We start from the raw sequence: 13,711 nt of genomic DNA on the forward strand, positions 1-13,711 counted from the left end.
GGACCGTCGCTTGCCGTGTGGGGCGTCAGGCCGCTGGGGGCTCACTGGCGTAGCGCGCCAGAATGTTGTTGAAGCCAGCATGGGCACGCTCGATCGAGCCTTCACTGTGCAAGAAGCGGGCTTCGTAGTGCAGCGCCAGAATCAGGCCGTGAATTTCAAACAGCAACTGGCTGGCATCGGCATCAGCACGTAGGTCGCCACATTCCTGGCTCTGCTCAATCGTGCGACGCATGGCAGCCAGCCAGGTGCTGACGGACTCGACCAGCGCATCGCGCACAGGGCCGGTGCGGTCGTCAAACTCCACGGCACCGCTGATATAGATGCAGCCGGAATCAATCTCCATGGAAGTGCGCTTCATCCAGTTCCCAAACAGCTCACGCAGACGCGGTATGCCACGCTCTGCCTCGATGGCTGGGTAGAACACTTCTTGCTCAAAACGGTCGTGGTATTCGTGCACCACGGAAATCTGCAACTCTTCACGCGAGCCAAAGTGGGCAAACACGCCTGACTTGCTCATGCCAGTGAGTTCAGCAATCGCACCAATGGACAGGCCTTCCAGACCTATATGGGTTGCCAAATTAAGAGCGGACTCCACAATCGTGGCCTTGGTTTGCTGGCCTTTTGCCAATGAGCGCCCTGAAGTCTTGACGGCAGACTCAGTGCCCTCTGCCCTGGGGCTAGCAGCAGCTTGCGCAGCGGGCAGTGCCTTGCGAGACTTGGCAGCAGTCTTTGCAGGCATCTCTGGATGATTCAGCCCGGCACTCCCCTCTGCGCGGCCAGCCACATGCGCCGCATCCCGGCTAGCGGGAGAAGTTGAAGAACGGGGAACGGAAGACGAAACCATGAAATTCTCAATAAAACGAACGATCGTTCTATTTTGCACAGTTTCTTTATGGATTCAGGCATGCAAAGGGTAAATACCGATCCTTTCTTGCCAAGGATTTCCCTAGCTGCAACCTCCTCGCAGTCATGAAAAAACGCCGCCAGTCCTGCGACTGCGGCGTTTTTTCATGGAGGAAAAGCGCTGGATTACGCCACGACCATCATGGCCAGGCTGGCATCCAGGTGTTCAGTCGGCAAGCGGCGGAAGCCCGAACGGGCATAACGCTGTAGACGGCCCAGCGCAAACGCAGTCAGCACGCTGGCTGCCACCGAAGCTTCAGCCGTAGGAGCGGAAGAGCCCATGGCACCCGCCGCAGGGCGCAGGCACTGGCGCAGAGTGGATTCAATGCGGTCAAAAAACTGATTCATGCGTGTTTGCAGGCGCTCGTGCTCAAACACGATGGCATCGCCCACCATCACCCGCACCATGCCAGGATTCTTTTCACCAAACTGCAGCAACAGAGCGATCACGCGGTTGGCATTGCGCGCGCCTTCGATAGGACCGAGTGCTACCTCTGGCACATCACGGCCTACGATTTGTTGAATCATGGAGAAGACAGACTGCTCGATGAATTCGATCAGGCCTTCAAACATCTGGGCCTTGCTGGCGAAGTGGCGATAGAGCGCCGCCTCGCTCACGCTCAGATGGGCAGCCAGGGCAGCCGTCGTAATGCGATCGGCACCGGGCTTTTCCAGCATGGATGCCAAGGCCTGCAGGATTTGCTCACGGCGCTCTCCTGGCTTGGGACGCTTGCGCGCAGGGGCCAATGCAGGAGCGACGGATGTGTCCTCAGTTAGATTTTCGTTATTGGAAACAGGCGATAGGACTTCAGACTCAGACATAGGCGACTCAGTATTTATTAGCAATTTTCTCACAGCCAGTTGCACTGTTAAGCACACGACTCCCTAATCGGCAGGCTTTCAGGTTTGCAAAACCGTACTTAATCCGGTTTTGTGGTCTCCGCGCCTGAACATTCAACCCACCGCTCTCACCACCTCCCAAGCGTAACCGAGAAATCACCCTTGCAGACCTTCAGATAGATCATGGCTACCTTCTGAAACTGTTTGAACTGGAATTTCAAGCCTTACTAATAAGCCTTTACCAAAACTACCCTCGGCAAAACTCAGAACGCCTTGGTGGAGTTGAGTAATCTCATCGGCAATCGCCAAACCCAAACCCGTTCCCTCTTCCACCACGCCCTGAGCGCGATAAAAGCGCTGGGTAATCTGGCTGCGCTCTTCCTCAGGCACGCCGGGTCCATCGTCATCGACTTCGACATAGGCCCACTGAGCAACGCCGGGCATATTGAGCAGCGTGACATCATCCGTACCCACAGGCTGAGGGCGCAGTCCACAAAGCAGCGTGACACTGCCACCTTGGGGCGTGTATTTAATGGCGTTTTCCACCAGGTTCGAGACCAGCTCACGCAGCAACCAGCTATGGCCCCAGACAGAAGCTGGCTGAACCTCCAGCCCAAAGTCCAGACCCTTGGCTGAGGCCCGGTCGATAAAGGTCTCCAGCATGCTCTCGCACAGGTCTTTGAGGTCGACCTCTTGCAGGGGCTGCACCTCGGCATTGCGGGCATCCGCGCGCGACAAGGCCAGTAACTGGCGCGCCAGCTGAGAGGTGCGCCGCGTGGCATCACGCAACTGCTCAATCTGCTCCACATTCAGCACCACCTGTGCCTGCCCGCCGCTGCGCTTGGCAATGCGCTGCGCCTCTTGCGCGCTCAGCGCCCAGGCCTCAACCTGTGCCTGCAAGGCGGCAAGCGGCGTGCGCAACTGATGGGCCGCATCCGCCACAAATCGGCGCTGACCTTCGGCCTGTGCATTGACTAAAGAGAACAATCGATTGAGAGCACGCACCAGCGGGCGCACTTCAGCGGGCGATGTCTGCTCATCAATAGGGCTGAGGTCGCGCGGTGAGCGGCGCTCTACCGCCTGAGTCAACTTATGCAACGGCTTGAAGGCCCGACTAACCGACCAGTAAATCGCCACGGCCGCGCCGGCAATCAGCAGCAGATTGGGCAGCAGCACATGCATGATTAACTGGCGCACCCATTGCTGACGCACATCACTGCTATCCGCCAGCATGACGACCATCTCGCCCGCACCATAGGTTTCTGCCTTGAGCACGCCCACGCGGTAAGTCACGCCGTCATGCTCCTGGCTGTGAAATTCCGCCGTGCCCGTCGCCGGTACATCAAAGCGTATCCAGGCATCGCCCGCAACCACATTGCCTTGCAGATCGCCAATGGCATAAGCCACTTCATCGCCCTGATTGCGCAAAAAATCTTCCACCGAGGGAGTCAGCGACACCAGCGGCGGCGTGCCATCGGCAATCGACGGGGCCAGCACCGAATCCGCCAGTGCAGGCAGCAAGCGCAACAAGCGCTGGTCATGCTGGGTAGAAGCCTCATCCGCCGCACTGTAGCTGAACCAGCCACCCATGACCCCCAACAGCATCAGTGGCACCAGCAACAAAACCAGCAGACGAAAGCGCAGGTTGGCAGTCATTAATAGGTATGTGAATAAAGTGGCTGAGAGCTCTATTTCTCATAGCTACCATCGCTTCATTAATAAAGAATTAAGATATATATCTATCTGAAATCAATATCAATTAAGCGTAAACAGCTATCAGTTTGATCCATCAATGCGCTTTAATCAAAGAGCTTCAGGCATCAACTCCAACCGATAACCAAAGCCTCGAATAGAGCGCAAAGCCACACCATGTGGCTCCAGTTTGCTGCGCAGGCGCGAAACATAAACTTCTACCGCATTAGGTGTGATTTCACGGTCCCAGCCTGTCAGGGCTTGCAACAGTTTCTCTTTGCTGGCGGGCTTGGGCGCATTGAGCAGCAAATATTCAAGCACCGTCCATTCACGCGGACCCAGATCAATCGCCAGAAGCTTGCCTTCGTTCTCACCCTCTTGCGGCGCCTGGCGAGCACCCGCACGGCGACCAGCCGTATCCAGCTCAATACAGCCAAAGTTCAGCACTGCAGACGTTGCAGCCTGAGAGCGGCGCATCAGTGCCCGCAGACGCGCCAGCAGCTCGGGAAGCTCAAAGGGCTTGACCATATAGTCATCTGCCCCCCAGTCCAGTCCCTGCACCCGATCCTGCAGCGCATCACGCGCAGTGAGGATCAATACCGGCATGGCCTTGCTTTCCACCTCGCTGCTGCGCAGGCGGCGGGTCAGCTCCAGCCCGTTGATGCCAGGCAGACCGATATCGATCACTGCAACATCAAACGCCTCCTGAGCCAGCACCTCCAGCGCACGCTCCGCACTACCTACCCAGTCCACGGCATAGCCAGCGTCGGACAGACCAAGCTTGATACCGCTGGCCACCATCACATCATCTTCCACCAGAAGCAAACGCATAAAGTCCTACCTAGCTCAAAAACAAAAGCCGCCCAAAGGCGGCTTGCGGCGGGATCCTGAGCTCAGGTCCGCCCGAAAAAGCCCTGTGACGATGTTAACGCTTTATGCGACAAGCCACCTTGCACGGGCAGCTACATGTCAGGGCCAGACAGGCTCATCAATGGCTACGAATCATCGTGCCATAAGCCTGGTCCGTCAAAATTTCCAGCAGCATGGAATGCGGCACGCGACCATCAATGATGTGCACGGCGTTCACACCCGCCTTGGCAGCATCCAGAGCACCAGCAATCTTGGGCAACATGCCGCCAGAAATCGTGCCATCCGCAAACAAACCATCGATTTCACGAGCCGTCAGATCCGTCAGCAACTTGCCTGCCTTATCCAAAACACCCGGAGTGTTGGTTAAAAGCACCAGTTTTTCAGCTTGCAACACAGTCGCCAGCTTACTGGCCACCACGTCTGCGTTGATGTTGTAACTCTCGTTTTCCTCACCAAAACCGATGGGGCTGATCACAGGAATGAACGCATCATCCTGCAGGGCCTTTACCACGCTAGGATCGATCGCCACGATGTCACCCACATGGCCCACATCGTACTCAATGCTCGGATCTTTGTTGTCCACCATCTTGAGCTTCTTGGCACGAATCAGCCCACCGTCACGGCCGGTCAGACCCACAGCCTTGCCACCCGCCTGATGAATCAGACCCACGATGTCCTGCTGCACCTCACCAGCAAGCACCCACTCCACGACTTCCATGGTCTCTTCATCCGTGACACGCATGCCTTGGATGAACTCCCCCTTCTTGCCCAAGCGCCCCAGCGCCGCTTCAATCTGAGGCCCACCACCATGAACCACCACAGGGTTAATCCCCACCAGCTTGAGCAACACCACATCTTCCGCAAAGTCCGCCTGCAGGGCAGGATCGGTCATGGCGTTGCCGCCATACTTGATGACCATGGTCTTGCCATGAAACTTGCGAATGTAGGGCAGCGCTTGCGCGAGGATTTCAGCTTTGTCGCGAGGGGCGATCTGGGTGGTGGGGTCAATGGTGGTCATAGATCAAGGCTCTGTCCCGTGGGACAATGTTCAAGTCAGATGGGCTGCATTGTGCCGCAAACAGCGCTACAGCACAGATTGTTCCACCGATCCGCCCCAGGTCGATAACCACGCCTTCCAACAAGAACTAGTTGCATGTTTTCAACTCAATTTTCGCTTCTTGAATTAATACGATATGACGCAACAGTTGCCCTACTGGCATCTTTTGCAACCTGCCTTCTCCTGGTTCTTACGCAAAAATGGCATGGCAGCTTATCCATGGATTCAAGCAGCGGAGTCCAGAAAGTTCATACCACCCCCACACCACGTATCGGCGGCATTGGGATTGCGATCGGGGTTTTTGCAGGATTTGCGGCCTCCAGTCATGGTATTGCTGCAGCAGAAAAAAGAGCTATCCTCAGCGCCATTCTGCTGGCGGGCATACCCGCTTTCATTTTTGGATTACTGGAAGATCTGACCAAAAAAGTCTCTGTAAAGATACGACTGCTGGCAACCATGGCATCTGGCGTACTAGGCTGGGGCATTACAGGTACCTCACTCACTCATGTCGACGTACCAGGTATTGACTTTTTACTGGGTTTTACCGTCATCTCCGTCATCTTTACTGCGATTGCAGTGGGAGGCGTCGCCAACTCTATCAATATTATTGATGGACTGAACGGTCTTACGGCTGGCACAGCTTTGATCATCTTGGCCGCCTTCGGCGTCGTCGCTAGGCATGTGGGTGATATTCCCCTCGCTTTCACTTGCATGATCATCGCAGGTGCGGTCGCCGGCTTTTTTCTCGTCAACTGGCCCAAGGGTAAAATATTTTTGGGCGACGGCGGCGCCTACTTCCTGGGATTTACGCTAGCTTGGATTGCTGTACTTTTACCTGAGCGAAATCATTCCGTATCACCGTGGACCAGTTTACTGATCTGTTCCTACCCAATTATTGAGGTCGGCTTCAGTATTTTGCGCCGAACCATGCGCGAAGGTTACAGCCCGACAGAGCCAGATTTCTTTCACCTGCATTCACTTGCAAACAAGCGCTGGGCAAGAAAAATATTCTCTAATTTTTCAAAACCCATGCAAAACGGGCTGACCTCACCATTCCTCTGGATTTACGCAGCAATTCCCTGCTCTCTAGCTGTTTTGACATATCAAAGCAAATTACTTACGGCAACTTCTTTTGTAGTGAGTTTTTTGTGTTATTTGGCATTTTATAACAAGCTGGCTTATTTCCGTTGGAATCCAAAAATATAAAAACACAACGTAGAAATCGAACATCTCCGATTATTAAAAAAACACTAAAATAATAGCTTGATCATTTTTAATTTCAAAAATTGGAGGAAATGAGAGGGTAATCCCACCGCAAATCCAGCGCCCTGAGAAGTAGAGGCTTTCACATGAGAGTCTTTACCATGAAAAAATAACGTTTCACCGACAGCCAGATCATCGAGGCACTCAGACGCGCAGATGTCGATTTGGCGGCCCCAGAACTCTATCGAGAACTAGGGAGCCTCTGCACAAAGCAGTTCCGCACGTGATAGCCACCACATAAGCGTGTACTGCCACTTTTTGGTAGCTCTACTCCCCATCAAGATGTCCGCGTTTAGCGGACATCTTGCCTTCTCAGGCTGCTTAAACTGATCTGAATGGACTGTTTGCGAGCAAGCAGGTACGGGTCATCCACAAATTCGCCAAAGCAAACAGGGTGTGCAATTGCAGGGGGTTCTTGTTCAAGCCTCGGTAGCGAACTTTGACGTGACCAAACTGGCGTTTGATGACCCGGAATGGATGTTCGACCTTGGCCCGTATTTTGGATTTGACCTGCTCGAGTTGCTCTTGCAACAAGGGGATCGGCTGCATCGGGTCCAGAGCCTTGCGCTTGCTACGCTTCATTGCAATGTGCCAGTGCAGCTTGCGCACGGATGTGTCAACCGGCATGTCAGGACGTTTTGTCTGCGCCCTGATAGCCTGCATCACCATAGCCATCGGTTTCCTGTCCGTGCAGAAGGCTGTTGGCTTCGACAACATCGCTGACATTGGCGGCAGTTCCACGCACGGTGTGAACCAAGCCAGAGTCAGCATCCACACCGATATGGGCCTTCATGCCGAAGTGCCACTGGTTGCCCTTCTTGGTCTAGTGCATCTCTGGATCACGAGACTTGGTGCTGTTCTTGGTGGAACTGGGCGCTGCAATCAACGTGGCATCCGCGATGTTGCCTGTACGCAGCAGCAGCTTTTTGCCCACGAGCAAGTCCGTGACGATCTTCAGAATTTGCTCGGCCAGCTTGTGCGTTTCCAGTAAATGGCAGAAGCGCAAGATGGTGCTCTCATCGGGTGTAGAGCTATTCCACGACAAACCTGCGAAATCCCGAAACAACGGCATGTCATGCAGCGCTTCCTCCATGGCGGGATCACTGAGGGTGAACCACTACTACTGAGATGGACCCGACGCCACTTTCGTCACAAACTGGTCGTCTTTCACAACTTGCCGCTACCGAAGGTCCATCATGAACGTTGACATTCTGGGCATCGATTTGGCCAAGCGCGTGTTTCAACTACACGGAGCTGATCGTCGCGGTCGTGCACTGCACCGAGCCAAGGTCAGTCGATCTGCATTGATGGAGGCGGTCCGGCAACTACAGCCGCGCACCATCGCGATGGAGGCCTGCAGTTCCGCTCATCACTGGGCAAGACAGTTCCAAGCCATTGGCATCGAAGTCAAGCTGATCAGCCCGCATTACGTCAAGCCCTTCGTCAAGACAAACAAGAACGATCACAACGATGCAGAGGCGATCGTCGAGGCAGCCTTGTATTGACCCAGTGAATTCCTGCTCAGGTGTTAACGTTGAAGGAAACGACGATGAGCACCCTGATGGAAGACGACATCAAGCGCTGGACAGCCAAGCGTAAGACAGCCCTTGTCCTGGACATCATCCAGGGCAAGACCACGATCTCGGAGGCCAGCCGGGCCTTCGACCTCAACCCCTCGGAGGTTGAGCAATGGGTCGATGAAGGCAAGCGTGGCATGGAGAACGCCCTGCGCACCAAGCCCTTGGAAATCAAAGAGCAGTACGAGAAGCAACTGCGCGAACTTCAGCAGGCCTATGGCGAAGCTATGTTGGAGCTGCGTGCCAGAAAAAAGCTGGCGTCCCTGCTGGGCAACGAGGACGAGAAATGATCCTCAGCCTTCAGCAGGGACTGGCCCAAGACGGATTCAAAGTCAGCCTGGTCAAGCTGTGCGATTGGTTCGAGATGCCCCGGCGCACGGTGTACTACCGCAGCACCAAGGCACCACCGAAGGTTCAGGAACACTTCGTCAAGCCCATCAAGGCCATGATCGAAGAGAACCCGTCGTTCGGCTATCGCACCGTGGCGCACCTGCTTGGCTTGAACAAGAACACCGTGCAGCGGGTCTTCCAGCTCAAGGGCTGGCAGGTGCGCAAGCGCCCGGTGGGCTTCAGGCCTCGCATCCAGGCATTGCCTTCTGTGGCCAAGGCGCCAGATGAGCGCTGGGCCACCGATCTGTGCCGCGTGTGGACAGGGCGTGATGGCTGGGCTTCGCTGGCCCTGGTGATCGACTGCTACAGCCGCGAGCTGCTGGGCTGGCACCTCAGCCGAAGTGGCCGATCCAAGACCGCTGAAGCGGCGCTGGAGCAGGCGTTGATTGCCAGGTACGGCTGTCTGGGCAAGGTCCGGCACCCGTTCCTGTTGAGGTCAGACAACGGTCTGGTGTTCACCAGCCGCAGCTACACGGCCTTGGTCAAAAGCTATGGCCTGCAGCAGGAGTTCATCACCCCGTACAGCCCGGAGCAAAACGGCATGGTCGAGCGCGTGATCAGAACGCTCAAAGACCAATGCGTGCACCGCCACCGCTTCGAGACACTGCAGCACGCCAGTCGTGTGATCGCAGATTGGATCGGCTTTTATAACCACCGGCGCCCTCATCAGGCGCTGGGCATGAAGACCCCCGCTGAGGCTTATGCTTTAGCAGCCTGACCTGTGCAGAAACCGCTGGGTCAATACAGCCTGCCGCCCGAGCATGAACTTCGTGCAGGTGAAGTCCGTCGAGCAGCAAGACATTCAGGCCGCGCGAGCTGCTAGTACAGCAGCGTACCGCACTCATCAATCAAGTGCGGGGTCTGCTCGCAGAAAGAGGCATCACCGTAAACCGATCTCCAGCAGCTTTTAAGAAGTCTTTCCCTGAAATCCTCGAGCAGACACAAGGCGAGCTGACCATTCGCTGCCAGACGTTACTGCGCATTGCGCTCAATGGGTTCCACGCAATCGAAGCTCAGATTGCTCAAACGGAAGAATGGCTTGAAGCATTCATGAAACAGCCCGCGTTGTGCCAGAAAATCGCAGCCATCCCAGGCATAGGGGTGATGACCGCAACTGCAATGGTGGCCGCTATTGGCGATGCCAAGACATTCAAAAACGGCCGCCACCTGGCTGCTTGGATCTGACTCGTTCCCCAACAAAATTCATCGGGCGGAAAGTCTCGCCTGCTCGGCATTAGCAAGCGGGGAAATACCTATTTGCGAACGCTGTTGATCCACGGTGCGCGCTCTGTCCTGATCAGAGTTGCGTGCCGCGAGGATGCACGCAGCATGTGGCTGCGGGAACTGATCTCCAGGCGCGGATACAACCGCACGACTGTAGCGCTGGCCAACAAGAATGCACGGATCATTCAATCTGTCCTGAGTGGTCCTGAGAGCTACCGCCCGTCGATGGTGGCGGCATAGCAGAACGCTCTCGAACTTGATTGCAGGCCGGCAAGAGTCGGTCAACACCCCGCCGTGGTTTTTTTGCGACGCTTCTCAAATGTGATGACACAACCGGTTAGACCAGCGTTACGTGATCCTGTATTTCATGTGGGCCGAGCGATCAGTCCGAACTGCTGCTAAGGACGGAACGCGCGGATCTCATCAAGGCTGCGGGCAAGCGAAAGCATTGCCTATCAAGCAAGCCGAATACATGTGTGCAAACCGTTGATCATCAAACGAGAGGGGCTTGCAAAAGGCGTCGAGTCCATACATGCATGAAGTGGACGCGCTGCAACATCTCGGCAGGAAACGGGGGACGCCCCTTGCGGCCTTCGGGTGCGTAAGGCGCAATTAGTGCTACCAAATCCCTCCAAGGCACAACCTGCTGCATCTGTTCAAGGAATTCGCGTTTGCGTGTCTTCTTGGTGGAGAGGTTCAGGCCGAGATCAGATTGCTGGATGGGCCGGGATGCTGCCGCACCCGGCACGCATGTGTAAGCACATGCGTTGGGGGTTTATGCAGAGGTTTCTTAGTCAAGAGTTACTGATCAGCGCTTGCGTTGATGGGAAGTCCCTGTAACGCAACAACACCTTGCAGAATCAATACACGGAAATTATTGAAGAAGTTTCAAATACTCATTCGCAATAAATTTACTTTTGTACATTTCTCTAATTATTGATCTATTTTTTATAATTTTCTCGGTAGCGTTGATTTCAAGAGCCAAGCTATCGACATCCCGAAAATATTCAGCAGCATCTTTGGCAGCCTCACGATTAAAAATGACATCAAAGCAAATTATCCTGCAATCATAAAATAACATCTCTACTAAAGATGGGTTGGTTCCGCCAACGCTATGCCCGTGCAGATATACCGCACATTCTTCCCTGATTTTAGCCAAATCCATAGGATCATAAATTGGATCTAATAATGAAAGATTGGGATAAGCAGAGTATTTATTTCGTATGTTAATTCCGTATTTACTAGAATTCCAATTACCAACAATTTTATAATTTTTCAGACCGGCCCGCAAAGCACCCAATATTAGCATTTCAATATTGTTTTCAGGCTCTATTCTACAGATAGTTAACCCTCCCTGCCTAACGACAACCTCTTCCGTTTTTCTTATAACATGATCCCCGGAATAAGCTATAAAGACAGATTTTCTCCTACCACCATTAATTAAAAAATCTTTTAGTCCAACATTATCATAAATTACAACATGTGAGAAAATTTGAGCAAGTCTATCAAAAATCCAGATAACACATCTTTTAAAAAAGCTGAATTTCTCTCGACGCCATTCAACACCATCAACATTAACAATCAACTTTTTCTTTAGAATATCACATAATATTCTAAAAAAAGGAAACCAAACCCCGCCAGAAACACCAAGTACTACAATATGAGTAGAGCGCTTGAAAACCTTAAAAAATGCGAACAAGTCGTGAAATATAGATTGCCAGCCATTAGCTGGTGTATTGATAAATATGCGATGCATGCCTTTATATATAGTACTCACATCTTCATATAATCCAGCATCACAAGTCACAAAGACCTCTTCAACTTTTGAGGCTATTTCTGGACCGCAATACTCAACGAAAGCCTCGAAGCCACCGTACCGATTAGGAACACCAGCACAGCCAATGAATGCCACTCGACTACTCAACCTGATCGGATTCTCATTCATCTAACAACCCCCTAATAATTATCAGCAATATTCAATTAAGCGCGATATCTTCTTTTTATTAAATCATTAATTACTCGAAGAGATCCAAAAAATCCACCCAATCCGAATTTTATAATTGCTATTGGCAAAGAAAATTCTCTAAAAAGTAACCTTCTTGCTTCAAATTCACCTTGACGCATTTTCCAAACATTACGAGAAAGTCCGCCATCCTCACCTTGAGAGCGGAAAACAATGGACAAGTTTTCATTCAAATAAAAGACTCTTGTTTGGCTCGTAACATAACGAATCAAATAAGCCCAATCCTCCGAGAATCTAAATTTCTCAACACCCAGTTTATTCATACGCCTAATAATCAAAGAAGGCGTAACAACTGGATTAAAAATGCAAATCAACCAATGCAAAGGAATTATTCTCTTTAGCTTTGAATACCAAAAATTCCCCAACACACTGTACTTGGATGCTCCCTCGACTCCATGGAAAATCAAATCACAGGATTCTTTTTGCAAAATATTCAAAATAATATCTATTTTTGATTGAGAAAAAGCATCATCTGAATCAAGAAAAGCAATATAGGCAAACCTAGCTCGACGAATACCCATATTTCTTGCACCTTGGGCGCCAGAATTCTTATATTTTCTATATTTTCTAATTAAAATTCCATTTTTATTAAAATTCGGAACATTTTCTAATATATTAATATCAGATCCATCGTCGATAACAATAATTTCCACTCTTTCCGGGTTTATAGAAAATACGGAATCATACGCACGACTCAGTAAATCAACTCGATTAAATGCAGGGATAACGACGGATATCCCGATATTATTATTGACTTTATTCATAAATCTCAAATAAAGTTAGTATTTCTCATATGATTAGAGCCAACAGCCCACGCAAGAATAATAATTACATTAAAAACTAACATAATAAAAACCTTACGATCATCATTTTTTTTTCTAGAGGAGATATCCTTCATTATAAGAAATAAAACAACGGGATACACTCCATAAACTATTCTATACCCGAAGTAAGGGAGCCATAGAAATGGAATGCAGAGGAAACACAATCGCAAAGCCAACAATCTAAACCCAATTGACTCTCCCGAATAAAATTTATTATCTCCAATAGAGAGAATATAAATAGAGATTAAAGATAAAAATGCAAATACCCTAATAAAAATTTCATCACTATCATGCAACAAATATTTTTTTATCTCGTACATAAAGCTTGAAATTATTGGAATATTAATTTCAAAATTAACTAATGCACAAACAAAAAATATAGAAAAAAAGAAAAATAAATAAAAAACCCTTCTTCTGAGCTTGGTCAAAATATACATCGCAAAAACCAGAAATGAGCTTGAGTGAAATAATATAGAAACAATTAAAAAAACAATCGCAAGAATATTTCTTCTATCAAAATAAGAAATTGCAACTATTAAAAATCCTAAAGAAAAACCCTGCCTTAACGCATTTGTTGTAAACTCTACTCCAATGATGGAAAATAATAAAAGCGAAAAAAAATATATTTTGAAATTAAATTTCATCCTCATGAACAAGAATGGCACCATAAACCCGGCTCCCCAAGCCATAGGTAAAATATTCACATCACAAGCCCCAAACATGAAAAAATTCAACCAATTTAATGAATATATAAAGCTGGCATCGTTGCCAACATCCTTATCACCAGAACAGAAATCATGAAACAACGAGGCGTATGTTGCAGTATCCACGCCGAAATCTAGACTTCGTACACTCAATATAAAAATATATAGCACCACCATAGAAGAAGTGCCAACCAGAAGGGGGATTCGATTCTTCTTAAAATCCTGTATTTTGTTTTTTCCTTCTCCAGAAATGGTGCATGTGAAGTAAAGCGAAGTCAGTGCCAGCAATAATCCAACTAAAATAATCACCAATATTACTTCGAAGAAATTCATAATATATCCAG

11 protein-coding genes and 4 pseudogenes are annotated in these 13,711 nt (G+C 50.6%); 5 read left to right on the top strand and 10 right to left on the bottom strand.

The window, feature by feature from the left end; translation table 11 throughout:
• Nucleotides 1-25 precede the first annotated feature (25 nt).
• The 5 genes from HF327_RS06455 to argB all read right to left on the bottom strand — a co-directional run bounded on the left by HF327_RS06455 (nt 26) and on the right by argB (nt 5,323).
• Nucleotides 26-844: a TetR/AcrR family transcriptional regulator gene (locus HF327_RS06455; RefSeq protein ID WP_198460434.1), complete on the bottom strand. Its 819-nt coding sequence runs from the start codon at nt 842-844 to the stop codon at nt 26-28.
• A gap of 185 nt (nt 845-1,029) precedes the next feature.
• Nucleotides 1,030-1,725, bottom strand: coding sequence for a nucleoid occlusion factor SlmA (gene slmA / locus HF327_RS06460; RefSeq protein ID WP_169107456.1), 696 nt, complete (start codon nt 1,723-1,725; stop codon nt 1,030-1,032).
• Nucleotides 1,726-1,899: 174 nt separating this feature from the next.
• Nucleotides 1,900-3,399 carry a sensor histidine kinase gene (locus HF327_RS06465; RefSeq protein ID WP_169107457.1) on the bottom strand — a complete coding sequence of 500 codons (1,500 nt, stop codon included), beginning with the start codon at nt 3,397-3,399 and terminating at the stop codon, nt 1,900-1,902.
• Nucleotides 3,400-3,546: 147 nt separating this feature from the next.
• The gene (locus HF327_RS06470) at nt 3,547-4,266 is read right to left on the bottom strand and encodes a response regulator transcription factor (RefSeq protein WP_169107458.1); all 720 of its coding nucleotides are present in this window, start codon (nt 4,264-4,266) and stop codon (nt 3,547-3,549) included.
• Nucleotides 4,267-4,423: 157 nt separating this feature from the next.
• Nucleotides 4,424-5,323: an acetylglutamate kinase gene (gene argB / locus HF327_RS06475; RefSeq protein WP_169107459.1), complete on the bottom strand. Its 900-nt coding sequence runs from the start codon at nt 5,321-5,323 to the stop codon at nt 4,424-4,426.
• 135 nt (nt 5,324-5,458) lie between these two features.
• Between argB and HF327_RS06480 the strand changes: the two genes are divergently transcribed.
• Nucleotides 5,459-6,568, top strand: coding sequence for an MraY family glycosyltransferase (locus HF327_RS06480; RefSeq protein WP_169107460.1), 1,110 nt, complete (start codon nt 5,459-5,461; stop codon nt 6,566-6,568).
• 378 nt (nt 6,569-6,946) lie between these two features.
• On the opposite strand, the pseudogene HF327_RS06485 reads toward HF327_RS06480, so the two are convergent.
• Nucleotides 6,947-7,742: pseudogene (locus tag HF327_RS06485) on the bottom strand (IS5 family transposase); the annotation flags it as partial.
• A 79-nt stretch (nt 7,743-7,821) separates the two neighbouring features.
• On the opposite strand from HF327_RS06485, the pseudogene HF327_RS06490 reads away from it, so the two are divergent.
• The 4 genes and pseudogenes from HF327_RS06490 to HF327_RS21975 form a co-directional block, all read left to right on the top strand.
• Nucleotides 7,822-8,121 (top strand): annotated as a pseudogene (locus HF327_RS06490) (IS110 family transposase); the annotation flags it as partial.
• Between the two features lie 53 nt (nt 8,122-8,174).
• A complete protein-coding gene (locus HF327_RS06495) occupies nt 8,175-8,492 on the top strand; it encodes a DUF1153 domain-containing protein (protein WP_059441893.1) in 318 nt (105 codons plus the stop codon).
• Nucleotides 8,489-9,310 (top strand): IS3 family transposase, encoded by an 822-nt coding sequence (locus HF327_RS06500; protein WP_059441892.1) that lies wholly within the window; start codon nt 8,489-8,491, stop codon nt 9,308-9,310. The genes HF327_RS06495 and HF327_RS06500 overlap by 4 nt, the downstream gene beginning before the upstream one ends.
• 19 nt (nt 9,311-9,329) lie before the next feature.
• Nucleotides 9,330-10,056 (top strand): annotated as a pseudogene (locus HF327_RS21975) (IS110 family RNA-guided transposase); the annotation flags it as partial.
• A gap of 286 nt (nt 10,057-10,342) precedes the next feature.
• Here HF327_RS21975 and HF327_RS21980 read toward each other — a convergent pair.
• From HF327_RS21980 to HF327_RS06530, 4 genes and pseudogenes are all read right to left on the bottom strand, one after another.
• Nucleotides 10,343-10,537: pseudogene (locus HF327_RS21980) on the bottom strand (IS5 family transposase); the annotation flags it as partial.
• A 153-nt stretch (nt 10,538-10,690) separates the two neighbouring features.
• A complete protein-coding gene (locus HF327_RS06520; protein WP_169107462.1) occupies nt 10,691-11,728 on the bottom strand; it encodes a DUF1972 domain-containing protein in 1,038 nt (345 codons plus the stop codon).
• Between the two features lie 68 nt (nt 11,729-11,796).
• A complete protein-coding gene (locus tag HF327_RS06525; RefSeq protein WP_169107463.1) occupies nt 11,797-12,603 on the bottom strand; it encodes a glycosyltransferase family 2 protein in 807 nt (268 codons plus the stop codon).
• A 5-nt stretch (nt 12,604-12,608) separates the two neighbouring features.
• Nucleotides 12,609-13,700: an EpsG family protein gene (locus HF327_RS06530; RefSeq protein ID WP_169107464.1), complete on the bottom strand. Its 1,092-nt coding sequence runs from the start codon at nt 13,698-13,700 to the stop codon at nt 12,609-12,611.
• Nucleotides 13,701-13,711: the final 11 nt, after the last annotated feature.

Source organism: Comamonas suwonensis (assembly GCF_012844455.2).
Classification (GTDB): Bacteria; Pseudomonadota; Gammaproteobacteria; order Burkholderiales; family Burkholderiaceae_C; genus Comamonas; species Comamonas suwonensis.